29 protein-coding genes and 1 pseudogene are annotated in these 25,407 nt (G+C 36.3%); 10 read left to right on the top strand and 20 right to left on the bottom strand.

Going from position 1 to position 25,407, the window contains the following annotated elements; all coding sequences use genetic code 11:
* Nucleotides 1-21: 21 nt before the first annotated feature.
* The 3 genes from H1D32_RS18540 to H1D32_RS18530 all read right to left on the bottom strand — a co-directional run bounded on the left by H1D32_RS18540 (nucleotide 22) and on the right by H1D32_RS18530 (nucleotide 973).
* Nucleotides 22-282, bottom strand: a complete 261-nt coding sequence (locus tag H1D32_RS18540; protein WP_261179727.1) for a hypothetical protein — start codon at nucleotides 280-282, stop codon at nucleotides 22-24.
* An 18-nt stretch (nucleotides 283-300) separates the two neighbouring features.
* A complete protein-coding gene (locus H1D32_RS18535) occupies nucleotides 301-729 on the bottom strand; it encodes a DUF5643 domain-containing protein (RefSeq protein ID WP_261179726.1) in 429 nt (142 codons plus the stop codon).
* 94 nt (nucleotides 730-823) lie between these two features.
* Nucleotides 824-973 (bottom strand): sigma factor, encoded by a 150-nt coding sequence (locus H1D32_RS18530; RefSeq protein WP_261179725.1) that lies wholly within the window; start codon nucleotides 971-973, stop codon nucleotides 824-826.
* A 218-nt stretch (nucleotides 974-1,191) separates the two neighbouring features.
* On the opposite strand from H1D32_RS18530, the gene H1D32_RS18525 reads away from it, so the two are divergent.
* Nucleotides 1,192-2,112 carry a nuclease-related domain-containing protein gene (locus H1D32_RS18525; protein WP_261179724.1) on the top strand — a complete coding sequence of 307 codons (921 nt, stop codon included), beginning with the start codon at nucleotides 1,192-1,194 and terminating at the stop codon, nucleotides 2,110-2,112.
* A gap of 976 nt (nucleotides 2,113-3,088) precedes the next feature.
* Here the strand turns inward: H1D32_RS18525 and H1D32_RS18520 are convergent.
* The 11 genes and pseudogenes from H1D32_RS18520 to H1D32_RS18470 form a co-directional block, all read right to left on the bottom strand.
* The gene (locus H1D32_RS18520; protein ID WP_261179723.1) at nucleotides 3,089-3,355 is read right to left on the bottom strand and encodes a CGCGG family putative rSAM-modified RiPP protein; all 267 of its coding nucleotides are present in this window, start codon (nucleotides 3,353-3,355) and stop codon (nucleotides 3,089-3,091) included.
* 177 nt (nucleotides 3,356-3,532) lie between these two features.
* Nucleotides 3,533-4,393, bottom strand: coding sequence for a permease (locus H1D32_RS18515; RefSeq protein WP_261179722.1), 861 nt, complete (start codon nucleotides 4,391-4,393; stop codon nucleotides 3,533-3,535).
* Nucleotides 4,394-4,465: 72 nt separating this feature from the next.
* Nucleotides 4,466-4,915: a MarR family winged helix-turn-helix transcriptional regulator gene (locus H1D32_RS18510; protein WP_261179721.1), complete on the bottom strand. Its 450-nt coding sequence runs from the start codon at nucleotides 4,913-4,915 to the stop codon at nucleotides 4,466-4,468.
* A gap of 136 nt (nucleotides 4,916-5,051) precedes the next feature.
* Nucleotides 5,052-6,770: a thiol reductant ABC exporter subunit CydC gene (cydC, locus tag H1D32_RS18505; RefSeq protein ID WP_261179720.1), complete on the bottom strand. Its 1,719-nt coding sequence runs from the start codon at nucleotides 6,768-6,770 to the stop codon at nucleotides 5,052-5,054.
* A gap of 232 nt (nucleotides 6,771-7,002) precedes the next feature.
* Nucleotides 7,003-8,700, bottom strand: a complete 1,698-nt coding sequence (gene cydD, locus H1D32_RS18500; protein WP_261179719.1) for a thiol reductant ABC exporter subunit CydD — start codon at nucleotides 8,698-8,700, stop codon at nucleotides 7,003-7,005.
* 27 nt (nucleotides 8,701-8,727) lie between these two features.
* Nucleotides 8,728-9,402 carry a cytochrome d ubiquinol oxidase subunit II gene (locus H1D32_RS18495; RefSeq protein ID WP_261179718.1) on the bottom strand — a complete coding sequence of 225 codons (675 nt, stop codon included), beginning with the start codon at nucleotides 9,400-9,402 and terminating at the stop codon, nucleotides 8,728-8,730.
* Nucleotides 9,402-9,746 (bottom strand): cytochrome d ubiquinol oxidase subunit II, encoded by a 345-nt coding sequence (gene cydB, locus H1D32_RS18490; protein ID WP_261179717.1) that lies wholly within the window; start codon nucleotides 9,744-9,746, stop codon nucleotides 9,402-9,404. Before cydB ends, H1D32_RS18495 begins: the two co-directional genes overlap by 1 nt.
* The gene (locus tag H1D32_RS18485; RefSeq protein ID WP_261179716.1) at nucleotides 9,746-11,119 is read right to left on the bottom strand and encodes a cytochrome ubiquinol oxidase subunit I; all 1,374 of its coding nucleotides are present in this window, start codon (nucleotides 11,117-11,119) and stop codon (nucleotides 9,746-9,748) included. The genes cydB and H1D32_RS18485 overlap by 1 nt, the downstream gene beginning before the upstream one ends.
* A gap of 390 nt (nucleotides 11,120-11,509) precedes the next feature.
* Nucleotides 11,510-11,857 (bottom strand): annotated as a pseudogene (locus H1D32_RS18480) (peroxiredoxin family protein); the annotation flags it as partial.
* 12 nt (nucleotides 11,858-11,869) lie between these two features.
* Nucleotides 11,870-12,010 (bottom strand): thioredoxin domain-containing protein, encoded by a 141-nt coding sequence (locus tag H1D32_RS18475; RefSeq protein WP_261179715.1) that lies wholly within the window; start codon nucleotides 12,008-12,010, stop codon nucleotides 11,870-11,872.
* Between the two features lie 69 nt (nucleotides 12,011-12,079).
* Entirely contained in the window at nucleotides 12,080-12,616 is a 537-nt protein-coding gene (locus tag H1D32_RS18470; protein ID WP_261179714.1) for a CBO0543 family protein, read from the bottom strand.
* 310 nt (nucleotides 12,617-12,926) lie between these two features.
* On the opposite strand from H1D32_RS18470, the gene H1D32_RS18465 reads away from it, so the two are divergent.
* From H1D32_RS18465 to H1D32_RS18455, 3 genes are all read left to right on the top strand, one after another.
* On the top strand, nucleotides 12,927-13,790 hold the full coding sequence (locus tag H1D32_RS18465) for an SDR family oxidoreductase (protein WP_261179713.1): 864 nt from the start codon (nucleotides 12,927-12,929) through the stop codon (nucleotides 13,788-13,790).
* Nucleotides 13,791-13,932: 142 nt separating this feature from the next.
* A complete protein-coding gene (locus H1D32_RS18460) occupies nucleotides 13,933-15,459 on the top strand; it encodes a sensor domain-containing diguanylate cyclase (RefSeq protein ID WP_261179712.1) in 1,527 nt (508 codons plus the stop codon).
* A complete protein-coding gene (locus H1D32_RS18455) occupies nucleotides 15,456-15,956 on the top strand; it encodes a hypothetical protein (protein WP_261179711.1) in 501 nt (166 codons plus the stop codon). Before H1D32_RS18460 ends, H1D32_RS18455 begins: the two co-directional genes overlap by 4 nt.
* 36 nt (nucleotides 15,957-15,992) lie before the next feature.
* Here H1D32_RS18455 and H1D32_RS18450 read toward each other — a convergent pair whose 3' ends face one another.
* Nucleotides 15,993-16,970: a hypothetical protein gene (locus H1D32_RS18450; protein ID WP_261179710.1), complete on the bottom strand. Its 978-nt coding sequence runs from the start codon at nucleotides 16,968-16,970 to the stop codon at nucleotides 15,993-15,995.
* 107 nt (nucleotides 16,971-17,077) lie between these two features.
* Nucleotides 17,078-17,518, bottom strand: coding sequence for a Dps family protein (locus H1D32_RS18445; protein ID WP_261179709.1), 441 nt, complete (start codon nucleotides 17,516-17,518; stop codon nucleotides 17,078-17,080).
* Between the two features lie 372 nt (nucleotides 17,519-17,890).
* Between H1D32_RS18445 and H1D32_RS18440 the strand changes: the two genes are divergently transcribed.
* Nucleotides 17,891-18,745, top strand: a complete 855-nt coding sequence (locus tag H1D32_RS18440) for a DegV family protein (protein WP_261179708.1) — start codon at nucleotides 17,891-17,893, stop codon at nucleotides 18,743-18,745.
* A gap of 66 nt (nucleotides 18,746-18,811) precedes the next feature.
* Here the strand turns inward: H1D32_RS18440 and desB are convergent, their stop codons facing one another.
* From desB to tnpB, 3 genes are all read right to left on the bottom strand, one after another.
* Complete coding sequence (desB, locus tag H1D32_RS18435) at nucleotides 18,812-19,858, bottom strand: Delta(10) desaturase DesB (RefSeq protein ID WP_261179707.1); 1,047 nt, start codon at nucleotides 19,856-19,858, stop codon at nucleotides 18,812-18,814.
* 173 nt (nucleotides 19,859-20,031) lie between these two features.
* Nucleotides 20,032-20,262: a hypothetical protein gene (locus H1D32_RS18430; protein ID WP_261179706.1), complete on the bottom strand. Its 231-nt coding sequence runs from the start codon at nucleotides 20,260-20,262 to the stop codon at nucleotides 20,032-20,034.
* A gap of 437 nt (nucleotides 20,263-20,699) precedes the next feature.
* Nucleotides 20,700-21,872, bottom strand: coding sequence for an IS200/IS605 family element RNA-guided endonuclease TnpB (gene tnpB, locus H1D32_RS18425; RefSeq protein WP_261179705.1), 1,173 nt, complete (start codon nucleotides 21,870-21,872; stop codon nucleotides 20,700-20,702).
* 215 nt (nucleotides 21,873-22,087) lie between these two features.
* Between tnpB and H1D32_RS18420 the strand changes: the two genes are divergently transcribed.
* Together H1D32_RS18420 and H1D32_RS18415 are read left to right on the top strand one after the other, a co-directional pair.
* On the top strand, nucleotides 22,088-22,270 hold the full coding sequence (locus H1D32_RS18420) for a hypothetical protein (protein WP_261179704.1): 183 nt from the start codon (nucleotides 22,088-22,090) through the stop codon (nucleotides 22,268-22,270).
* 92 nt (nucleotides 22,271-22,362) lie between these two features.
* Complete coding sequence (locus H1D32_RS18415; RefSeq protein WP_261179703.1) at nucleotides 22,363-23,226, top strand: dimethylarginine dimethylaminohydrolase family protein; 864 nt, start codon at nucleotides 22,363-22,365, stop codon at nucleotides 23,224-23,226.
* A gap of 291 nt (nucleotides 23,227-23,517) precedes the next feature.
* Here H1D32_RS18415 and H1D32_RS18410 read toward each other — a convergent pair whose 3' ends face one another.
* Nucleotides 23,518-23,718 (bottom strand): cold-shock protein, encoded by a 201-nt coding sequence (locus tag H1D32_RS18410; RefSeq protein ID WP_261179702.1) that lies wholly within the window; start codon nucleotides 23,716-23,718, stop codon nucleotides 23,518-23,520.
* 318 nt (nucleotides 23,719-24,036) lie between these two features.
* On the opposite strand from H1D32_RS18410, the gene H1D32_RS18405 reads away from it, so the two are divergent.
* From H1D32_RS18405 to H1D32_RS18400, 3 genes are read left to right on the top strand one after another with little or no spacing between them, the layout of a single operon-like run.
* Entirely contained in the window at nucleotides 24,037-24,252 is a 216-nt protein-coding gene (locus H1D32_RS18405; protein ID WP_261179701.1) for a hypothetical protein, read from the top strand.
* A 9-nt stretch (nucleotides 24,253-24,261) separates the two neighbouring features.
* The gene (locus H1D32_RS25505) at nucleotides 24,262-24,747 is read left to right on the top strand and encodes a GerAB/ArcD/ProY family transporter (RefSeq protein ID WP_396126262.1); all 486 of its coding nucleotides are present in this window, start codon (nucleotides 24,262-24,264) and stop codon (nucleotides 24,745-24,747) included.
* A gap of 5 nt (nucleotides 24,748-24,752) precedes the next feature.
* Nucleotides 24,753-25,397, top strand: coding sequence for a GerAB/ArcD/ProY family transporter (locus tag H1D32_RS18400; protein ID WP_396126261.1), 645 nt, complete (start codon nucleotides 24,753-24,755; stop codon nucleotides 25,395-25,397).
* The last annotated feature ends 10 nt before the right edge of the window (nucleotides 25,398-25,407 follow it).

Genomic DNA, 25,407 nt, shown 5'->3' with positions numbered 1-25,407 from the left:
TTTCCCATCTCCCTAAAAAAATTATTTAGTAAGTTTGATTTTCATCTCATCGATGATACGTGAAGGATAATCAGCTAACGTTAAGTGAAGAAACTCCCCTTTAATTCCTTGGAGTGAAAATACCACAATGTGTTTACCTTCTCCATTCGTCCTTAATCCCATGCCATCAGTGCCCCCGTATTCTTGCTTGTTTTCATCAAACATAGTCATTTCAAATATACCCAAATGTTGTTGCTGATCTTTTTCTTCGGTTGTTTCCACTGAAAACTGGAAGTTGTACACATCATTTTGAAGCTCTAGTTAATCAAGGACCAGTGACTTTGGCCCTTTGATAATTGTTTTATTCTGTAGATCAACAACAACTTCAACTTCATTTTTAGGTAGGGCTCGAATGCTAGTTGCTTGCAAATACAACTCATTTCCTTCGTGGAAATAGTTACTTCCTAAAAATAGCTTCCAATGATTATCACTAAAATGCGTAGCGATTGCACCCGTCGTTCCCGTCCAAGATTCCCCTTTTTCGTTGACGATTTTTAAGTCCTCGAAATTAGTAATCTTCATTGTATTTTCTTCAGCAAACTCATCATCAACCTCCACCCTTGTTGGATATATCGTGACGTTTTTAAAAGTTAATTGTTGTCCGGCAAATACAACCGACTCATTAAGTTTAAACTCTTTCTTTAATCCAACGAATTTACGATGGTCAATTGGGAATGAAATCTCCCACACCTTATTTTGGGTAGGTATTGGATTTTCATTTATATCCTTTAGTAAGAAAGATTTCGACGCTGCTCATCGATACAATAATTAATGAGGTTTCGGATTAACCACGTTGAAAAATAACTTGGTTCCTGTAACTTTTTAATTGTTTATAAGCTCGAAAGGTTAGCTCTTGAATAGCTTCAAGCGCGTCTGTTTCATTTTTTAAATATGAATAAGCAATTCTGTACAACTGCTCTTTATGTTTCTGCATCAACTCATAAAAGCTGTATCATCGCCTTTTTGCGCTTTTTTTACAAGCGATTGAATGGTTGGCTCCACATTTCTTCCTCCTTTAAAACTTGTTTTCTACTTATTAGACCGCCATAGTCGAAAAAACGTTTTATATTTTATTATTTATTTTTTAGTAGATTGACTTATTTTGGAAACTTACTTACACTAAACATAAACTAATACTTTTGAGGTGATGCTATGTTAATTAAATCTCGCTATGAGTCGGCAGAATTAAAGCTTTTTAGGTCTTTAAATAACCGCATGAACTTATCAGAAAAAGATTTTGCTACCTATCGGAGCCTGGAAAAAGGCTTTATCGGTGAGAAAAAATTTGACGAATGGACAGAACAGCTCCCCGATAACTTCCTAATTATCAATGATCTACTCCTTGAATGTAACAACACTACATTCCAAATCGACTCGGTAGTCATCGCTTCAGGTCCAACCGTTTTCATTTTCGAAGTTAAAAATTTTGAAGGTGACTATGTTGTTGATGTGGAGGAATGGTCTACACTTTATGGAACTAATATTAACAATCCCATTCATCAATTGAAGCGATGTGAAACTTTATTATGCAAGCTCCTTAAACAGCTCGGTATTAATCCTAATATCGTAACAAACGTCGTCTTCATAAACCCCGAGTTTACTCTTTATAACTCCCCATTAGACTTACCTATTATTTTCCCTACTCAAATTAAGCGCTTTATGGAAAAGCTAAAGCTGAAATCAGCAAAACTAAGGAAAAATGAAATAGAATTAGCCAAATTGCTTGTATCCATGCATAAAACTGAATCACCATACAAGCGTACCCCTCCTTACAGCTACGAACTTCTTCAAAAGGGAATCCCATGTGTAAACTGCCAATCGTTTAATTTATATTACACCGAAAAAATGATTGTTTGTGAGAATTGTCGTCAAAAGGAAATCGCTAAAGCTGCAATATTACGAAGTGTAGAAGAGTTTAAACTTCTTTTTCCGGATAAGAGGATTACGACGAACGGGGTGTATGAGTGGTGTAATTTAAATAATTCTAAAAAAACAATTTTCCGCATACTATCTACAAACTTTAAACAAGTAGGACAAGGTAAATCAGCTTATTTTATTCATAAAGGTCAATAGATTTACTCCGAACTATTTCTTTTTACGGTTACATAAAGGGGCGAGGGCCACATTTTTCTTTTACGACACCGTTTCTTTACATTTATTAGGGTTTTGCGGGGCGCATTTCATTTTTACGAGACTGTTTTTACCATTTACTAGGAGGTCTCGGGGCACATTTCACTTTTATGAGACTGTTTTTACCATTTATTAGGAGGGCGCGGGATGCATTTCACTTTTGTAAGACCGTTTTTACCATTTACTAGGAGAATGCGGGGCGCATTTCACTTTTACGAGACTATTTTTACCATTTACTAGGAGGGTCACGGGGCGCATTTCACTTTTATGAGACTGTTTTTACCATTTATTAGGAGAAAGAAAGGCGCATTTCACTTTTGTAAGACCGTTTTCACCATTTACTAGGAGAACGCGGGGCGCATTTCACTTTTGTAAGACCGTTTTTACCATTTACTAGGAGAACGCGGGACGCATTTCACTTTTACGAGACCGTTTTTACCATTTATTAGGAGAAGACAGGGCGCATTTCACTTTTGTAAGACCGTTTTCACCATTTACTAGGAGAACGCGGGGCGCATTTCACTTTTGTAAGACCGTTTTTACCATTTACTAGGAGAATGCGGGGCGCATTTCATTTTTACGAGACTGTTTTTACCATTTACCAGGAGGTAGCGGGGCACATTTCACACTTATGAGACTGTTTTTACCATTTATTAGGAGAGGGTGGGACGCATTTCACTTTTATGAGACTGTTTTTACCATTTACTAGGAGATAGCGGGACGCATTTCACTTTTACGAGACCGTTTTTACCATTTACTAGGAGAACGCGGGGCGCATTTCACTTTTATGAGACTGGTTTCACCATTTACTGGGAGGTCGCGGGACACATTTCACTTTTATGAGACTGGTTTTACCATTTACTGTGCGGCGCGAGCGCACTTCATTCTTTTATTTACCAAACAAAAAAAAACACCTCTCTCAAGGTGCCATAACTTCAACTCGGAGCACGTATCCGCCGCAGCCGCATTGATCAATATATTTTACGTCAATTTCGTCATAAAATTTCTCTTTTAATAGTGGGGTTAAATACTCATCTGGATTACCAAACGTATGCGGTGTAACAAGATTTACATGAAATCCTTTGGCAGTCTCTGCGACAGCCTCAAGTGCTTCTGCTATTACTAGATCACGATTTGTTTCATACTCACCGTGCTCAAGGGCACAAGACCAGCTTTTCATTTTCATATACACCACTCCTCACCGTTATTGTAACGTAAATTTTTCCAACTCGCGGTGAGCAATGTCACTTAAGCTTTCTTTGTTTCTTTTACTTCCTCAATTTTCACTTGGCAACAAGACTGGTCTTTTTTTGTCTCTTTACTTCCTAAAAGTTTCTTTAATAAACTCACTTTGTTCACCCCCTTATATGATATAGAATAATAGTCCAGAAAAGGTTGCTAATGTAATTACAGACCCAACGAATGCGACAACTAATTTTTTTTGAAAAATTGAATTTAGCAAAGCAATCTCTGGTAAACTTGCACCTGCTGAGCTAATCATTAACGCCATCACTGGGGCAAGGGCCATACCTTTTACAATTAAAATTTGCGAGATCGGTATCATTGTAGAGAGGCGAATATACAAGGGAATACCAACGACAGCTGCAATTGGCACGAGCCACCAAGCTTCTCCGCCAAAATAAGTCGCGATAAACTCTGTGGGAACTAGCCCTTTAATGATCGAGCCGATCGCAGCACCAATGATAATATAGGGATAAACAGACTTCATTAGAGCGAGGGTTTCTCGCAAACTATCCTTTAAACTAAATCTCTTCTCTGTTTTTTCATACCCACTCATTACAACGTTTTTTACATATTTCTCAAAACCTAGTTTTTCTAGAGCAATACCGATGACTGCTGCTAATATGGCCGTTATTAATGTATAAAACAAGGCAACCTTTGGCCCTAACAGAACAGCCATTAATGTAATAATGGTTGGATCAAGAACTGGTGATGCAAATAAGAAAACCATAACAATACCAAAACGAACTTTTTGCTGTAACAAATTAACGATTACTGGGATCGTTGAACAAGAACAAAAGGGTGTCACAAATGCCAGCAGTATTGCAGCTCCAACACCGATAATTGGATTTTTCCCACTTAGATACTTTTCTAGTTTTTCAAACGGGATAAACCCTTTTAGTAGATTAATTAAAAATGAGATTCCTATAAATAATAAGGTAAGTTCTAATGCTAACAGTAAAAAACTTGTAAAGTGGTCCATGATAAATTCCTCCTGAATTTTATTTGCAAATTGCAACTATCACTCTAAATGAAAAGCTGGAATACCCTCCAGCTAAAACATATTTGGCTGACAACACCTTGATGATTTTGCCATTGCTTCATTCAATAACTTGATTGATTGAATGACCATTTCTCTTTCGTCTGCACCTAAGTGTGAAAATATTTCCTCTAAGTAATCTTTCATTTGTTGATCGATGGCCCCTGTTACAAACTTCCCTTGTGTCGTTAATGATAATAGTTGTACACGTCGATCTTCTTCATGAGGTGTTTTCTCGACTAACTCCATTTTTACTAACGTCTGAATTTGACGGGAAAACGTGGTAATATCCGTTCCTAATGCTTCGGCTACTTCCTGCATTGAAGGTTTGTTTCTCCGCTCGACTTCAAATAATATATGACTATGAATCATCGAAATTTCAAATTCGCCGATGGAACAACAGTTCTTATTAAGAAAGCCGAATCTTCTGGTTAAGATTTGAAACAGTTCACGAATATTTTCCAACTATACCGCCTCCTTTTAAATACTTGTAATCTGCAATTATCTCTTAATCAAAGTATATGATATATATTTGTGAATTGCAACTATTTTTTTATAAAATTTTCCATACTAAAAATAAGACTGTCACTAGACAGTCTTATCAGCTAATCTTTTCAACTTCTAACTGCTTCAAATCATAAAAATATCCCTTGTTCTTCAATAGTGCTTCGTATGATCCTTGTTCAATAATGGTACCTTTATCAAAGACGATAATTTCATCCATTTTTTCTAGTCCTACTAATTTATGGGTAATGTATACCACAGTCTTCCCTTCAACTTTTGGCCATAATACCGATAAAACTTCTTGCTCGGTTAAGGCATCCAATCCAGTTGTCGGCTCATCTAATAACCAAATCGGTGAGTCTTTTAACACCATTCTGGCAATGGCTAGCCGTTGGCGTTCTCCACCTGAAAGTGATGTTCCTTTTTCACTCAAGACATCATTAAGTTTGATGTGAGGGAGGGCCACAGATTTCAAAATCTCTTCAAGTTCTTCATCTGTCGCTTCAGGCTTTGCTAACAATAAATTCGCCCGAATTGTCTGATTAAAAAAGTGGTTTTCTTGAGCGACAACTCCGAAAAAGCACCTCGCATCTTCCTCACTAAGGTCCTTAAGATTCCAATCCCCTAACCAAATATCACCACGGTAATTATCATAAAATTTTAATAATAACTGTAAAAAACTACTTTTCCCAGAGCCACTCGCCCCCACAATGGCCACTTTCTTTTTTTCCTCAATTAGTAGTTGAATGTTTTTTAATGCAAAACGTTCTTCACTAGGATAAGCAAATGATACGCGATCAACAGTAATTTTAACTGGAGCTGTAGGGACGTCAATTTTTTCCGTGGATCTACCCTTTTGTTCGTTTTGATTATTTGTTAATTTGAACAGACGCTCCGAGGCTACTCTACTTTCCTCAATATGTCCTGGGATAATTGCCATTGGTGTAGCCGTTTCGAAAACAGTTAACGTAATCAAAACTAACATCGCTAAGAAAACACCATTAAGCTGACCTGCATCAACCAAGGTTACACCGACTATTAGCATCATCCATGCTGTTAGAAATGTCATCAATCCACTAATGCTCTCCCCTTTACTTGAGAGCATTCCATCTTTTTCTTGTTCGGCGACTAAGTCTCTTGAGATCTGATTGATATCCGTCAGCTTATCTTTTAGCCGCTGATTAGTTCTTAAATCATTAAAGCCATATAAAAAATCAGTGATGGTTACTGACAACTGTGAGCGCTTTTCTCTTAGTTGTAAGCCAATATTCTGAGTAAAAAATGTAAAGAACAATGGAATTGCAATACCAACGATCAATACACCCCCAAGTAAAACGAGTGCCATTGCTATTGAAAATGTGTAGATGACTACCCCTGTAGTAATAAAGACGACAATCATGACAAGCGGTGGATAGAAAACTCGCAAGAAAAAATATTGAAGTCGATCTACATCAGCAACGACTCTCGAGAGCAAATCCCCGCTTCGGTACGTAGCGAATAACGCCGGAGCTAAGGGCTCAATTTTATCGTAAAAATAGACTCGTAGCTTACCTAAGATCGTAAATGTCGCTTTATGGGAAAAGTAACGTTCAGCGTAACGACTAGCTGCTCGCGATAGTCCAAAAAAGCGAACAAATAGGATTGTTAAAGTAAGAGTATATAATGGAGGATGAAGTGCTGATTGAGAAATTAAATAGCCCCCAGTTCCTATTAAGCCTACAGAAGAAATAGACGCGATAAAGCCTAGGAGAATAGCCAGAAAGATTGCTTTCTTTTCAGACATCATTATTTTAGTTAGTGTAAAAAGTTCTTTCACTTTATCCTCACCTCGATCTCTACAAACGACAGTTTTTCGTTTATTAATTATCAGAAAAGCGCAAACGCCCTAGGAAAAAGTGCAGTGCTTTTTCCCCGTTTAGCCCCGACAAAAGCTACTGACCTCGTTCACATCATATGTTACTTCTAGATTTCATGCATGCAGCTTTGCCTCGGAGTGAACAAGGTTATTTAACCTCGTGGGTGGCTTGCGCTAGACACCCTTAAGATTTTTATAAATTCTTATCTTGTGTAAAAAGCCTTTGATAAAGCTCATTTTCATTTTTTAGCTGTTCATGAGTTCCTATTCCAGCCACTTTTCCTTCTGAAAAAAGCACAATCTTATCGGCAGCAGCAATCGTTTGGAAACGGTGAGCAACTGTGATAACAGTGGCATTTTTTGATAGCTTTTCAATCGCCTTTTTTAATACTTGTTCCGTTTCAAGATCTAATCCTGCTGTTGGCTCGTCAAGTAAGACAAGCGAAGCTCTTTTTAAAAAGGCCCTCGCTAATGCTACTCTTTGCTTTTCACCACCGGAAAGACCTAGTCCTGCTTCCCCTACACAAGTTTCATACCCTTTAGGTAAGTCATTTACAAAGCGGTCTACTCCCGCTTCCTTAGCTGCTCTGATTACCTCTACCTTACTCGCTCCTTGGTTTCCCATTAGGATATTCTCCGCAATCGTGCCTGAAAATAAGTAAGGCTCTTGAGATACGTAGGCAATTTGATTTAGCCATTGCTCTTCTTGTAGTTCAGTTAACGGGGTTCCGTTAACAACCACCTGTCCTGTAGTAGGGGAAAGCATTCCTAAGATTACTTTTAAGAGAGTCGTTTTTCCAGAGCCACTCCTTCCGACAAACGCCACTCTTTCCCCTGTGGCAATCGTTACATCTATATTTTCCAAAATTGGATTATGCTCTTTATATTGAAACGAAATGTTCTTAAGTTTAATAGTTAATTTCCCATCACTTGTAAGCTTTTTATCTCCCCAAATCTGGTTAGTTTCTTTCTTGTCTAAGACTTCCCAAATTGTTTCTGCTGCGGCAATACTATTTTTACCAGAATGGAAACTAGCTCCTAGGTTTTTCAAAGGCAAATAGAGTTCCGGAGCTAACAGCAGAACAAAAAATGCAGTGTGAAACGTTAGGTGTGCATAAACAAGTCGCAAACCAACTTCAACTGCAATCATCGCAGTCGCAAGCGTTGCTAAAATTTCAAGCATTAACGCTGAAAGGAAAGCAATTTTCAAGACAGCCATTGTCGTATCACGAAATTGATCGCTCATCCTGACAATTTCCGAACGTTGCGTTTTGCTTCGTCCAAATATTTTCAGGGTGGTTAGCCCTTGAAGAACATCTAGAAAATGCCCCGAAAACTTGATCATACTATCCATCTGTTCTTGTGATTTCTTTTCCGTCATGCTTCCAATAATGATCATAAAAACGGGAATTAACGGCGCTGTCACAAGCATAATCAAACCGGAGTAGATGTTCTGTGTGAAAACGACAATGACAATCATTAATGGAATAACCCCAGCTTGCATTAACTGTGGTAAAAAGCTTGTGTAATAAGCATCAAGTTGATCTACTACATCTGTAAGAACACTCACATGTTTTCCTGTTTTCTCCTCATAGAGCTCACCAGTATTCGACTTGGATAGCTTATCGACTAATTTAGTTCTCAAATTGATTTTTACAAAGCTTGCTAGTTTTACTCCATAACTCGTATTAATAAAGGATACAGCAGCCCTACTACTAAAAACTACTAGAAGAAATAAAAATAGGGGCCATACATCTGTTAGCCCCTTACCTTTCAAAAATACTGCATCTACAATACTAGCAATAAGATAGGCTTGAGTAATTGCTAGTACACCAGAAATGATTGCAAATGAAGTGAAGAAGGCGAAAATCTTCCCTTTGATTTTTGCCAATTCATTCAATCTCTTATTCATCATTTTCTAATAGCCATGGCGCTCTGAAGTTGCCTTACCACGAAATACATAATAGACGTAAATTGTATACGTAATGACTAAAGGCATACCAATAAGCGCAACGATCAGCATCACTCGCAATGTTAAATCTGTTGATGATGCATTATAAATTGTCAAACTAGTCGCTGAGTTTGTAGAAAATACTAGGTTAGGGAACATCCCAGCAGCAAGCGTAGCAATTTTCGTTGCAATAACTACAGAACTTGCGATAAATAACTTTCCATAATGACCAATCGAAAGAAGCATTGGAATGGCTAGTAGACCGGCCACTGTTGTTAATGGAATAATAAACAAGATAGGATAGTTAAAGTAATTCGTATACATATGTGGCGCATAAATTTGCGCTGTTAATGTACCTAACACCCAAGCTACAATTATTAAGACGCTAAATAGTTTCGTTAACCGAATCGCTCTTTGTTGGATAGCACCTTCCGTTTTAATAATTGTGTACGTTGTCCCTTGGAGTAAAAAGCCAACTAAACCTACAATTCCTAAAAGTAGCGAATATGGATTTAATAGATTAAAGAAAGTACCTGAATAGTTTTGCATAGAGTCCATTGGAATACCTACAACAATGTTTCCCATAGCTACCCCAAAAAGGAACCCTGGGAGAAGACTGCCAATGAAAAATAGCCTGCCCATCAGTTTTGCAGATGCGGATCATCTTCAGTTTTAAAATAATATTCAACTGCAATAGCTCTGAAAATCAACCCAAACAATACGAGTAACATCGCTAAGTAAAAGCCACTAAAGACTGTAGCATAAACGAAAGGAAAGGCTGCGAAAAGAGCACCACCTGCAGTTAATAACCAAACTTCGTTCCCGTCCCAAACAGGACCGATGGAATTTATAAGCGTCTTTTTCTCTTCTTTTGTTTTTCCAAGCGTAAAAAATAGCGTCCCTATCCCTAAGTCAAAACCATCTAAAACGGCATAACCAATTATTAAAACACCTAACAGGATAAACCAAATAATATTGAGATCCATTATGCAGTTTCCTCCCTTCCTGATTCGTGACCCTTATCAGTACTAAATGCTTTTTCCATATCAAATTTCTTCACTTCTTTTACCATCAGATAAATCATCAGGTATAAAAGGAACGTGTATATCCCAATGAAAAAACCTAGTGACAATACTAACTCCATGGTACTTAATTGGGAAACACCATCAGCTGTTCTTAAAACACCATAAACAATCCAAGGCTGCCTGCCCCATTCAGCTACAATCCAGCCTGCTGTGTTAGCAAGATATGGTGTTGGCAATAGTAGCAATGATGTTTTTAGGGCGAAGTGATTATCATAAAGTGTTCCTCTTCGCATTTGGAAAGCTAGATAGATCGTCCAGAAAATAAAGATCATTCCTAAACCAATCATGACTCGAAATGCTATAAAGTTACCTAAAATTGATGGACGTTCATCTGCGGGAAACTCTTTTAAACCTAATACTGGCTCATTTCGGTCTCCGTGAGTCAGATAGCTTAGTAGTCCTGGGATGCCTATTTCAAATTTATTCGTTTCGTTTTCATAGTCTGGAATGGCAAACAGTAATAAGTGTGCATTACTCTCTGTTTCCCAATGGGCTTCATAAGCTGCAAGCTTTGCTGGCTGTGTCTCAGCTACTAATACTGAGTGAGAATGTCCTGAAAAAGCCTGAGTCACAGAAAAGACTAATCCAAAAATCACCGCATATTTCATTGATTTTTTTGCAAGAGGAATATTCTTCTTTCTTAACAAATAGTAAGCGCTAATCGCGATTACAAAAAAGGCAGATAAAATGTAAGCACCTTGGAGAACGTGGAAAAATCTCACCATTGTTGACGGATTAAAAATAGCTTCAGCAAAGTTGACCATTTCTGCACGGTTCATTTCCTCGTTAATAATAAATCCTGCCGGTGTGTGCTGCCATGAATTGGCGGCAATAATCCAAAATGATGACATCGTTGTTCCGAGCGAAATCATTAGTGCCGCAAAAAAACGCATCCCCTTAGAAATCTTATCACGGCCAAAAACTAGTAAACCAATAAACGTCGACTCTAGGAAGAAGGCAAATACCCCCTCAGCAGCAAGTGGCGCACCAAAGATATCACCTACAAATCGGGAGTAACCTGCCCAATTCATTCCAAATTGAAATTCCATCGTAATCCCTGTAGCAAGCCCTACACCAAAATTGACGAGAAACAGCTTCGTCCAGAAACGGGCCATTTTATCGTATAGGGGATTACCTGTTCTCCAATACCGGAACTCCATGAAAGCAATGAAGACTGCCAAGCCTATCGTTAAAGGGACGAAAAAATAGTGAACGATCACTGTAAACATAAACTGTAACCTTGATAACATTAAAACATCGAGCATTTCAAACATACCTATTCCCCTCCACCTACCTATTCTTTTCTACTTACTCAACACTTTGTTCAGTAATGAACATTTAACACTAAATCAACTAACTTGTTCAGTATTACACAAACATTAACATCCAGTACCCATGCTCACTTCTGATCATATTTCTATTCAAAAATAATATTCACTTATACCCTAAGTGTGATATTTATCACTTTAATACAATTGTAATAGTGATTAAGGCGAAATAGGGGTCAAATTTTTGGCTAATTTGTGAATGTTTCTTCATAAGTACTTCACATTTATATATGAAGGAAAATAACATTCACCTGTAACAAAACTCAAAAATATAATTTCACGATAGAAAAACACGAGCATCTTCCTAAGAGATACTCGTGTTTGTAGGTATTAGTATTAGGCATCTATAGATTTTGCTAACAAATCATGAACCTTTTCATATGTCGCATTTTCTGTTGGTCGATCAAATTGGTTGGAGCTAACGTAGCTATACACGATCTTCCCATCGCTATCAACTAAAAATAAACTTGGATGGGCGAGGCGGAAAGCATCAAAACTAATTGGATTGTACACATCAAATTGTTTAATCACAGACCGATCAGCATCAATTAAAAAAGGAAAAGGCATTGGATTTTTCTCTAACCACTTTGCTGCAGAACTTTTATTTTGACCAGCAATTACAAATATATTTACCCCTAACTCCTTATATTTAGCTACATTTTCACGCAGTTGAACTAACTGCTTGCGACAATTGGGTCAAAACGTCCCCCTTAAAAAATACAGTAAAAACGGTTCCCCTTCCAAGTGCTTGGAATTATATGTTTTCCCATCAACACCCTCAAGTGTAAACGTCGGAATTTTCGCTCCAGGTTTTAGTCCCTTATCTGCCTTAGGCATTACATTCCCCTCCACTTTTCTATATTTTAAACTTACCATCATTAATTTACCTTAATTGGGGAGTGAAAGTCATTTATTAGCAATATAATTTAATCTCTCTTCCATCGGGATATGCACCGGTACGTCAAAGTAATAAATAAAAAATACTGCTATAGGGATTGACAATACGTACGCCACTAATGGCTTTTTATAAAATAATCTTAACATTGGGAACATAATACAATCAAAAAGGGCTGACCAACCTAAATGCCAACCATGCTGGTAATATATTTTATCAAGAACTAAAAACACAACTTCAAATCCAACGTAAACGCTTATCCAAGTCACATAATGTAAAAAGATCCGTTTTGGTGTACTGGGATACTTCGCTAAAAACATTAATACTGTTCCTGGAAAAACAATAAGAGTATAAACAACTTCTGTTAAAGTATGGTTAGATAAAATGTCCGGGTTAAATTTCCATAGTAAATAGTTTGCACATAAAAAATTATACATAAGGTTTCCAATTGCAATATAAAGCATGGTAGTATGATACTCTTTCCAATTGCGATAATCACGACGAATCCAAACAGCTAGCACTGTCATTAATCCGATTAAAATATGCATATGTTTACTCCCTTGTATATTTACATTTTAGTTATTTCCAATAAATAAAATATCTTGCATTTCTGTGAAACGTGTACAATTTACATTTGGGCTGAAGTGATTAAAAATTATGCCGAGTGAAGGATATTTTACAAAAAAAGTAATTCACTAGTCCTTGAAATACCGGTGATTCATAACTAAAATAAATCGGATCTTAAAACATCTCTGCTTCAGAACTTAGATTGAGTCATTCACACAAACCTTAGTATAAACTTCCTTTATTAGGCACATTTTACTGATGTTAGCCAAAATTGTAAGGAGGTTTTTACATATGAACAAAAGTTTACCTTCTGCCTTTCCTCCCCAGCACCAACCAAAACAACCCGGGATTGAAGCGCAGATGAATCCACGTCCAATTTTCGATGACCCAGACTACAAAGGAAATGGCAAATTAAAAGGAAAGGTAGCTTTTATTACTGGTGGAGATAGTGGAATTGGACGGGCTGTGGCTATTGCCTTTGCCAAAGAAGGAGCAAATGTTGCCATTGCCTATTATGACGAGACTGAGGATGCTGAAGAAACGAAGCAATTAGTTGAAGCTAAAGGGGTTCAATGTGTACTTTTTCGTGGAGATATTGCACAAGAGTCAACATGTATAAAGATGATTGAAGATACGATAAATCATTTTGGGCAGTTAGATATTCTTGTTAATAACGCAGCATACCAAGTTGTTCAAAACAATCTTAAAAACATTACGACTGAACAATTAGAACGTACCTTTCAGATCAATATCTTTTCTTGCTTCCATTTTGTTAAAGCAGCATTGCCACACCTTAAACAAGGGAGCTCAATTATTAATACAGCCTCAATTACTGCCTACCATGGTCATGAACAATTGGTTGACTATTCCGCTACAAAAGGAGCGATGGTCACCTTTACAAGATCTTTATCAATGCAATTAGTTGGACAAGGAATTCGCGTGAATGGAGTAGCACCTGGGCCAATCTGGACCCCTCTCATACCTGCATCATTCCCTGCAAGTCAGGTTGCTAGTTTCGGCAGTAACACACCAATGAAACGAGCTGGTCAACCGTTCGAATTAGCACCTGCTTATGTCTATCTCGCTTCAAGTGATTCTTCGTACGTTTCTGGACAAATGATTCATATTAATGGTGGTGAGATTATTAATGGATGACCCTCTAATGGGTTGTCCTTTTTTTTACTAATTCCCCCAACTTATTTGCTACCATAACGCTATCCTATTATAAACTTATAGGTTAAAATAGGTTTATAGTTCTACTACTTAAGTCTATTACAAGAAGATGGTAGGTGATACGATGGCTCCATATCTTGCACTTCTCTTGATTTCAATCTCATTTGGAATTATTGCTAACTCTATTCGATTTCTCTTTAGTGAAAAGGTTAATAAACTAATCCTCATAGCCTTAACATTGGCACTTGTCATTATTTATAGCATGATGTTTACTTTTACTAGTGTAAGTTGGACGGTCTTCTTTGTTATCTTAATAGCTGCCTATTCTTTTCACCTTAAAGGTGCGATGATCACCGCTTGCGTTAGTTGGGTGATCGTTGTACTCCATATTGGCTTTGAGCCAGTATTGCTAATTAGCTATCTCATTTTTGCACTTTTTATTGGTGTAGTTGCGGAATTTCACTTAAAAAAGGCAAGAGAGCAACAGCGCTGGTTGGCAACCTTAATGAAGCAGTCAAAACAACTAGATGTATTTCGAGAAATTAGCTTAGTGATGCAGCAAACACTCAAGCTTGATAAGCTCTTGCAAATTATCTTGATTTCTGTAACCGCGGGGCATGGTCTTGGATTTAATCGAGCAATGATCTTTCTAAAATCTCCTGAAAAAAATCAGTTAAATGGAATTATGGGGATTGGACCTATGAACGCAAATGAAGGTTTTGTTACTTGGGTGCGGCTTGCAGAAAGTAACTTAAAACTACTTGACCTAATTAAAGAAAATTACGATAAAGATGCGATTGACCCACAACTAAATGCTTTAATTAAGTCGATTTCGATAGACTTAAATGATCCTAACGTTCTAGAAAAAGCGTTACGTAAAGGTGTTCCCTACAATGTTAAAACCATCGACGTAAATGATCACTCGCAAAAGCTATTCCTAGAGCATTTTCAAATGCAAGCGTTTGCTGCTATTCCACTACTTAATCAAGGAAATCAAATTGGTGTTTTAATCATCGACAATATTGTTAATAACCAACCAATTACGGAAGACGATATTGATAGTGTCATTCCTTTAGCTAACCAAGCTGCTATTGCCATAGAACATGCGAATCTTTACCAACAAATTGAAAATATGGCTTTACGCGATGGGCTGACAGGATTATTTAATCAACGGTCATTTGAAACTTACTCAAATAACCATTTCACAACTGCAAAAACAAAACAGGAACCACTTTCAATCATCATTTTAGATATCGATTCGTTTAAGCATTTTAATGACACAAATGGACATTTATTAGGAAATGAGGTTTTAATTCAACTTTCCTCAATATTAGAATCTTCTGTTAGAGGCGATGATTTAGCGTTTCGCTTTGGCGGAGAAGAATTTATAATCCTATTACCTAATACAGGTGAGAAAAAAGCTGTTATTGTAGGTGAAAGAGTTCGAGAAAACATCGAGCAAGCTGTTTTCCCTAATGAAGAAAAACAGCCAAAAGGAACATTAACAGTCAGTGTTGGTGTTGCTTCTACTGAAACAACTAGCTTTGAAACGATTGGCGATTTAATAGAAGCTGCGGATAAAGCTCTTTATGTAGCGAAAGAAGCTGGTAAGAATAATGTCACGCTGTATAAGGAGAGGGCTAAACTATGATTGAATTAGTATTTATTTCTAGCATTGTCTTGTTTTTAGCTACAATTGTCATATCAAACCGACACTTTTACTACGTAGCGATGAAACATACAGCAAAGCATTTCGAGAAAAAATTTGGGTTTTCTATTGAAAAAATGAGTTTTTCTTTTGAACATATGGTCTATCTCGTTAAGTTACCTAGTAATTCACCATTATTTAAAAATGTAAATATCGAACAAATCGAAATAAATTATGATCATACCTCTTATATGTTTCCGAACTTAAAGGGGATCAGTGTAAATTTAATAGTTGATAAAGATAAAGTGACGTTGGCTTATTTAACAATTGATAATTACCGTAGTCCTCTTCTCGATAAACTTCTTAAAGAAGGAAGAATTGATTCAGAGACTTACCGAAAAATTAGTACATGCAAAATCATCCAATCGAAAACACAAGAGACTATCATTAAAGAAGTCTTCCGAAAAATCCAAGTCGGTCGATATAACATCATAAAATAACAGGGTGCCCCATTCTCACTTGGGACACCCTGTTTTTCAATCACGGTTTGGTAGATACATATGTTCATTCCATGGTACGCTTCGATTTAATGGTCCTCCTGAACCTTGCACACCGCCAGCATAATAACTTGCCCCATGAACATCTGTAAACTGAAAATATGGCTTTAGTCTTACTAAACTATCACCTGAAGCAGTCATAATTTCTTTAGTAAACGGAAAGTAGATAAGTAATGAGTTTGCATCAATTTTATGAGGTAATTTTAAAACTTCTCCCTTAAACTCAGAAGTTGAATTATTGTATTGATCAGTATTAGGATTATAACTATAAAGTACACTCCCGTCATAATATTCATTAGACATTCCAGGTAACCAAAATCCGATCTTTTCTAATTGGTGGCCTTTACTTCCTGAAAGTCTAACGATAAACCCTGTGGCAACGTAATAATCATCCTCTACGAATAAATACTGAAGTCCTTCCATTTGCCACTGTGATTCCACTTCAGTATCCTGAGTGATTAATTCATAGCGATAGTTATTTTCAATTAGAAAATCCAAACGTTTATTTTTTGAATTCAACGTAATCCGATTTAGTAAAAACTCTCTCTCCAATGTACTCTCAATAGCATTAGTAGTTATACCCCATTCCTCTGCTACCATTGCCCCGTTTAAATGAAGCTCAATCTCACCAAGAATATTTCGATCATACCACTTACTCTCCTCTGGATAAGGAATTTGTAGCTTATATTCCCCAGTAAGGGATGCAAAAATATCATTACCTTCATCAATTAACTGAACTTCGTAAATAGTCGGAACCTTTTCCCATGGATATGACTTGATCCATCTCACCGGTAAAGTAATCGGAACCATGATATCTCCATCGTCTACAACAACCATTTCTAATCCAGTATGTTTTTCAGGATAAATCCCGCCGCTCACTGGTGCTTCATTGTGCCACCATAATAGCAATATCAGTACAGTAATACTACTAATGATAAAAACAACCCACTTTTTCATCTCGTCTCCCGCTTTCCATTACCTCTTTTCTACATTGTAATATATTAACAGTGAAAAACATAGAAAAAGCTGGAACTCAAAAGAGTACCAGCTTTACACATAATTTATTACCCTAGATATGCTTTTAACATCCAAACATGTTGCTCTAACGACGTCTTAATGCCGATAAACATATCAGCTGTAGACTCGTCTCCAGCTTCTTCAGCAAGAGCAATCGTCTCATTAGACTCAGCGATAATCTTTGTAAAATCTGCAGCTAAAATTGCTACCATTTCTTTTGCATCTTCTTTACTTGATGCTTCTTCAATTGACGAAGCTGCTAAATACTCTTTTAAAGTAGCAAGTGGCTTCCCTTCAATTGTTAGAATACGTTCTGCAATTGTGTCAATATATGTTGCAGCCTCAGTGTAATATTCCTCAAACTTCGTGTGTAACGTAAAAAACTCTGGTCCTGTAACGTACCAATGGTAGTTGTGTAACTTCGTAAATAAAACGTTCCAATTTGCTAATTGCGTATTCAGTGAGCTCACTAATTTTGTATTTTCCATGTAAAACACTCCTTAACATCTATGATATGTTCATGATAACAAACATTTTAATGATTATCAAATGATAAATATTCTCATGTGATAATTAGAATAAAATGCATCTATCCCTATTTATTAAGATAACCTTAATTAAAAAAATCGAAACATCTATCTTTCCTTCTTACTCAAATTCTACATAAATGTTCATTTTCCTAGCTACAAATTTGAACAATATATGACATCTATCATGTATGCAAACGCTATCCTGTTCGGTACAATAAAGGAGTATCTCATAAGTTTACTACTTGGTTACATTACCAAGTAATAACAAATTTAACCAGTGTATATTTGTATTCTGTGTTGCAAAAATCTAAAGAAAAAAGGGTATGAGCGATGAGTAAAAAAATAGCTTGGGTTACCGATAGCACCGCATATATTACGAAAGAATTACAGGAAAATCCAGACGTTTACGTTATGCCACTCGCAATTATTTTTCCTGACCGTACGTTTGAAGATGGCGTTGATTTAACAACAAAAGAACTTTATTCAAGGATTAATAGTGCCAAGGAAGTTCCAAAAACATCTCAACCTTCAGTTGGAAGATTTGCCGAGCTCTATGAAAAGCTTAAAGCTGAATATGATCATGTTATTGCAGTACATGTCTCTGGGAAATTAAGTGGAACAGTAGAAAGTTCTAGAGCAGGTATGGAAATGGCTGAGCTTGACGGAGAGATTGTTGATTCACAGTCAATGTCATATACGATTACGACGTTAATTTATAAGGGTATGGAGTTAGCAAAAAGTCTTGATAATCACAAAGAGATTGCTAATAAATTACGTGAAGAGGCATTGAACTCTGAAAAATATATTTTACTTGGCAGTTTAGATCAATTCCATAAAGGCGGAAGAATGTCTAAAACTCAGTTTTTGTTAGGTAATTTGCTGCAGATTAAGCCCATTATTACAATTAAAACTTCAGGTGAGTTTGACTTATTTCAAAAGGTTCGTTCTGAGAAAAAAGCCGTTAACCGTTTAGTTGAGCTATTAGCTGCCTCCTATGAAAAACATCATATTCCTGAAGTCCAAATTATGCATGGAAATGTCCTAGATAAGGCTTTAGAAGTTCAAAAGAAAATAGAAGCCCAGTTTCCAACAATAAGAGTTGTTATCGGGGAGATCAGTTCTACAATCGCGGTACATGCTGGTGAAGGTACTGTAGCCTTAATTTGGCACAATGAGTCAAAATAGTCCCACCAATTTAAAACCCCCATAAATTCAGTTTTAATACTGATTTATGGGGGTTTTAGTTTTAAATTATAGTTTCCTGGACTGTATATCCTTAGGATTTAATCCATTTCCTAACGTTTCATAAAGGGTATTGCCATGTGGATCAATTAAATTCCTTTTCTCATGGTAAACTCGTGGCGTTTTCCAAAGTGTAATTAATGCTCTTGCCAATGACATTTGATGATAACGTTCAGGCCATCTCGCTAAAATTTGTTCTTTAACAAGTGGATAAAATTTTGGATTCATTGCTGGAAACAAATGATGCTCCGTATGATAAGAAAAATTAAAATGCAGAATATCTAACCATTTTGGGACCGTTACTGTTAAAGAATTAGCTAAGGGATCGTTAACGTCTACAAGTGGATTTAAACGATGATTTGTTGAGATATAGCTCATGACAATTAAATTGGCAATTAATAGTGGCAATAGAAACGCAAAAACCCATTGTTGAAGACCGATTATCAATAATAAAGCAAACCAAGATAGCCATGGTAATAGCAACTGAAATATAACAGCAGACCGATTTTTTCCTGTGAATTCTTTAAGATAAAGCTTAAACATACTCAAAGAATGTAAAGAAAATTGAATGGATAAAAAGAGAAATCCAAAAAACGCCCTTATTGATAAAGGTAACTTATATACCCATCGAACCACTAAGTTTTGCATTGCTTGATTGATAGTTGGCCAGGCATCCGGATCCTTGGCTTCGTCTTGAGTATGAATATGGTGCTCTATATTATGCCATTTACGCCAAAGACGCGGCCCCGTACAGAGTGGCCAAAAGAAAACTGCCCCAAGAAAGTTTCGTAACCACGGAGTTCTTACTACCGTCCCATGTAAAATTTCATGTCCTAAAAATCCCATAGCCGCATAACTAAAGCCCAAAATTACAGTTAAAGCCACAACTATAAGCGGTGATAGTTGAAACACCGCTAAGATCACAATACTACTAATGACAACTGCAAGGTAAGCAAGTCCACCTAATAGTCGAGTTGGAACTGGTTGAAAAGATTCCTTTGGTAAAGACGAGGAAACTTTTGAAGCATACCAACCAAACGTCTTAAGTTCTTTCATTTTATCGTCTCCTTCTTGATATACACTAGTTGTTTTTCACCATAGGTACAGTGACAACAAAAATAATAATACCAAGATAGACCACATTTTACAACCTGACCATATAGGCTGGTACTAATTTAGATCATGTTTTAATTTTTTTACTGAACGAATAAAGGTTACAGGATTCGAACCTACATAAATGGGAAAACCCCTTGGTTCGTGTGTAAATAAAGGGTGCCAAACTTGCTTGTCGAATCACGGTATGATACGTCTAACACTTCATTTAAACTAAACGTCTGAGTTGGTGTGACTATTTTTGTTTCATATAAATAAAGATTGTATTTTGTTTCTATATACTTTTGCTCAATCCCTACAATCTCTCTGAGTACTTTGATAAAAGGTTGCTTACAAATTAAAGACAAGTTTTTCATTCCTTTAACATTTTCTTTTATCGTATCATTTTAGGTACTACTAATGCACTTAATGAACAAATGTTAGTAGTTTCTGTAAGTTTTTTGATTTAGTTGTTTTCGAAAACTTCGTTGCTTTTAGGTCATTTTTTGAGAATAAATAAGCTTTTTTGTAACAAATTTATTTGTCACAATGGCTTATTTATTCTCAAAAGCTTAACGCAAAGCGTGAAGAACCAAGCATTCGCTTGGTTAGGACCTAAAAGCTAATTGCAACAATCTTTTAGGACAGAGCATTTAATTATTTTTCATCATTAAAGTTTATAATTATTTTTTTGCCTCGACTTTGTCCTTAATTTCCTACTTGTGAACTACCCCCCACTTAATTTTCTAACGAAAATTTGAAGTGGGGGCTTCCTAAGTAAAGATACCTATTGGTATCTAGTTGATTAGGCGATCCCTGTCGTCCCGACAGTTAATCGTAATGCTTCATTACGAAGATTCATTCCTGCGTTTACATCTCTTTGGTGATAGCTCTTACATGATGGACATTCCCATTCACGTAACGCCAGATGTTTCACGTCTTTATTCTTGTAGCCACAACACGAACACAGCTGACTACTTGGGAAGTTTTTAGCGACTACTACTACTTGTTTGCCATACCACCTTGCTTTGTATTCAAGCATTTGACGAAATTGATACCATGAAGCTTCACTAATGGCCTTGGCAAGGTTCTTATTTTTTACCATATTTTGAACCGAAAGATCTTCCATCCCAATGATGTCGTGGTTTTTGACAAGATTGGTTGAAAGTTTGTGTAAGAAGTCTGTACGAGCGTTCGTAATCTTTTCATGAATCAGAGCGACCTTTTTTCGTTGTTTGTACCAGTTGGATGAACCGATGTTTCGTCTGGAAAGGATTTGTTGAGCCTTTACTAACTTTTGCTCAAGAGAATGAAACCATCTCGGATTCTGATAGACAGTACCATCCGAAAGAGTCGCAAAAGCTTTAAGACCGACATCGACACCGACAGATGAATCGGTTTCAGGCAGTTTTTCGACCTTTGTTTCTACTAAAATACTAATGAAGTATTTACCGCTTGGACTGCGCCGAATCGTCGCATTTATAATTCGGCCGTTCACTTCACGACTTTTCGCAAAACGAACAAGTCCGAGTTTTGGTAACTTGATGTAGCGATCCAAAACCATGATGTTCCCATTGGTCTGTTTTGTGGTGTACGACTGAACCTTGTTCTTCTTTGACTTAAACCGAGGAGCTTTGGCTTGTTTTTTGTAGTAGCGAGTATACGCATTATTTAAGTTTTCTACGGATTTTTGGAGAGAAATACTATCAACTTCTTTTAGAAATGGGTACTGTTTCTTTAACCAACGAACCATTTTTACCGAGTCGTATTTTTTAAAGAATTCACCTTTCCAAGCATTTGTAGGTAGCTGCCCGGATTGCTTCATTTCTTCCACGATGTACCAATAGGCATCTTTCTGTTTTTGCTTGGCAAGGAAGAAGTTAAACACGAAACGCGCACATCCAATGGTTTTATTGATGAGATCTAGTTGTGACTTTGTTGGGTAGATACGAAATTTATAGGCTTTCTTCACAACCATATTTTTCACCTCACTCTCTATCCATATTATACCACAAAACAAGATCATACGTTCTGTTTTTTATGAAAAAATAGCCATTCATCCCCCACTTACTCGTAAACTCCTTGAAGTGGGGGATGAATGGCCAAAAATGATAAATAAATAACTACAAACAAGCCACAATAAGTGATACACTAGAGATTAAATAATTCAAGGGATGAAAAAGGAGCAAAATTATGTCTGAGCAAACTGATAAGAAGAAAATTTCTCTACAAGAAGCGATTAAACAACAACTTGCCAATAAACAATCAAAGCAAGGCAATAATAAAGCTAGTGGTAGCTGGAGCAATTCAACACAAACGATGAAAAGTCAGCAAACAAAAAAAATTAATAATCAACGGAAACGTCAAGGAGTTTAACCTACTTCTCTTCTGCCCTAACAATACTTTTTTGGAGTATTGTTATTTTTTTTGGTAAACCTAGAAAAAAAGACTAGAGGAGGAGCCCTCATATGACTGCATTAGAAAAACTTATGAAACAATCCTACTGTATAAATGAATATGGAAAGCTAAAAAAAGTAATCTTGTGTCAACCTAAACATATGACAATTCGTGATGTCATAAATGATACACAAAAACATTTTGTTAATGAAGGCATCCATATCGCTGTTGCAATGAAACAGCATAAGGAATTCGTAAAAACATTAGAAGAACACGGCGTTGAGGTTATCCTACTTCCACCAGCTAAAAAATTTCCAGAACAGGTATTTACCCGAGATATCGGATTTACATTGGGACTTACCACTTTTGTTGCTGATATGGCAAATAAAGTTCGCCAAGGTGAGGAAGATATACTAAAAGATTGGCTTAAGGGAGAAGATGTTTCATATTTTAACATCGTAAGTGAAAATATTGAAGGTGGTGATGTTATTATTGATAACAAGACCATTTTCATAGGCATAAGTGATCGAACCAATGAATTTGCAATAGAACATGTAAGACATTTACTTTCTACCTTCGAGATCATAACGATCCCCTTTAAGAATAAATATTTACATCTAGATTGTGTTTTTAACATCATCTCACCGACTGAAGCTTTGATATATCGCGATGGTCTTGAAAAGAAGGATGTAGATTTCTTGGCGTCACGTTACGACCTAATCGATGTTAACCATGAGGAGCAATTTAGATTAGGAACCAATGTTTTTTCCATTGGTAATAAAAAGCTGTTTAGTTTACCAAGCAACAAACACGTGAACGAAGAACTACGAAAACGTGGATTTGAAGTAATTGAGGTACCTTTTGATGAAATCATCAAATCTGGTGGCTCCTATCGCTGTTGCACAATGCCACTGATTAGAGAGCAAAGCTACTGACCTCGTTCAATACATGTGTTACTTCTTGAGTTACTACATGTAGCTTTGCCTCGAGGACCTACTGGACCACAGAGGCAGAGTTAATTGACCTCGAGGTGATATCTTATATTTAATTTTGCTTTGAAAGTTCCCTTTTTTTTATCTAATGAAACAACAATTTATTTGCATTATTTATCGTTTGAAAGTGAACTTTCTTTGGGGCTGACATCTGAAGCTAGACACCAACTAAGAAGTTCTTATTTTTCAATAAAAAAAGACATTCCCCGAAAGGAATGTCTTTTATAATTTTAATTAAGCTTTAGTAACGTTAGCAGCTTGTGCACCACGGTTACCTTCAACGATTTCAAAAGTTACTTTTTGGCCTTCTTCTAATGACTTGAAGCCTTCACCTTGAATAGCTGAGAAGTGAACGAATACATCGTCTCCGTCTTCGCGCTCGATAAATCCGAAACCTTTTTCTGCATTAAACCACTTAACTGTACCTTGTAACATGTGTTTTCCTCCTGATTTGTGTGAAATTCCTTTTCACACGGTTTTATTCACTATCCTTGTTCATTTTAAACATTTGAGAGGAAAACTTGTATAAGAAATCCATCTAACAATTGTAAACGATCAAAAATAATTAACCTTAGTATAACATGACTATTCAAAAAAAGAAACCTATTAATTTACAATCTGCTTATATTTTTGAAAAAAATGGGATTACTAGCCATGTGTTTTCTATAGCTAATACTATGGCCAATTTCAAAGTACATATAATTTCCATTTCAGTATATTCTAATCGAGACAGTTCTTAATGGAGGATATGATATGGTGGTCACATTAGCAACGATGTTTACGGCAATCTCAATGTTTCTTACTATCATTATTATTGACAGTTTATTATATAAGGTTTCTTTACTTAAAGCGCTACAAATCATGTTTAATGTTCATATAAGTATCGGTGTAATATATCTTATTTTTGCTATCGTAGTCGCCTTGGTATCTGCTCTTATTATTGATTTACGACTAAGAAAATCCCAATAGCAGCTTCTCATTAGGAGGCAAGAAAGTGAAATATCATTTAATAGAAAAAATAAACTTATACCAATTGTTTATTTAATTATTATTTTTCAAATTGGTTCGGCAGTAGTTGTTGGAGTTGCTCAAGACGCAAAGCAAGATGCTTGGATCGCAATCATCATAGCAAGTTGGATAGGAGCATTTATCATTTATACCTATGCCTTCATTCTGTCATATGATGTGGGTAAGAATTTATTTGAAATTATGGGGCAAATATTTGGAAGAATACTCGCTATACTCTTATCTTTAATTTATATTTTTTATTTCTTTTACATCGCATCTCGTGTGTTACGCGATTTCTTAGAAATGTTAATTACGTATATTTTTCCTTCTACTCCTATCGAGGTTTTAGGCATATCATTTATGCTTGTAGTTCTTTATGTTGTTTATTTAGGTCCTGAGGTTATTGCTAGGACAGCAGAAACCTTTGCACCCTATATTCTAGTTTTTTATTATTAACCAGTATCTTTCTTCTTGCAGGAGGAGAACTAAACTTTAGCAATTTAGAACCTATTTTAGGGGAAGGTTTTGGCCCAGTCTTTAAAGTTATTTTCCCTGGACTAATTGGGTTTCCATTTGGAGAGGCAATTGTACTGACGATGATTATGGCAATTACTGCTAAATTCCAGCATGTTTCCAAAGTCAGTATGGGTGCTGTCCTAAGTACCGGTATCTTACTAGCAGTAATTAAAATTTTTAAATTATCCGTATTGGGAACCAATATATCTGGAAGATCAGCCTTTCCACTAATAGCTGCGGCAAGAGAAATTTCGTTTGCCCAATTTATCGAAAGAATTGATGCTGTGATTATTTTCGTGATGATGCTCGGAATATTTATGAAAGTAAGTTTATTTTTTTATGGTGGACTAAAAGGACTTGAGTATGTTTTTAAAGTTCCTTATCGCTATTTTTCACTCCCTATAGGGTTGCTTGTTTCTATATTTTCAATCTTAATTGCCTCAAACTATGCAGAACATATCGAAGAAGGAATTCAGTTTGTGCCTTTATATATGCATATGCCACTTCAAATAGGAATTCCAGGAATTCTTGCAATAATCATCTTCTGGAAAAAGAAACGAGTACAACAAGGAGGTGCAAGAAGTGTTTAAAAAGTTGTTC

The sequence above is a fragment of the Anaerobacillus sp. CMMVII genome (assembly GCF_025377685.1).
Taxonomy (GTDB): Bacteria; Bacillota; Bacilli; order Bacillales; family Anaerobacillaceae; genus Anaerobacillus.
This window is presented reverse-complemented; position numbering and strand designations above follow the sequence as displayed.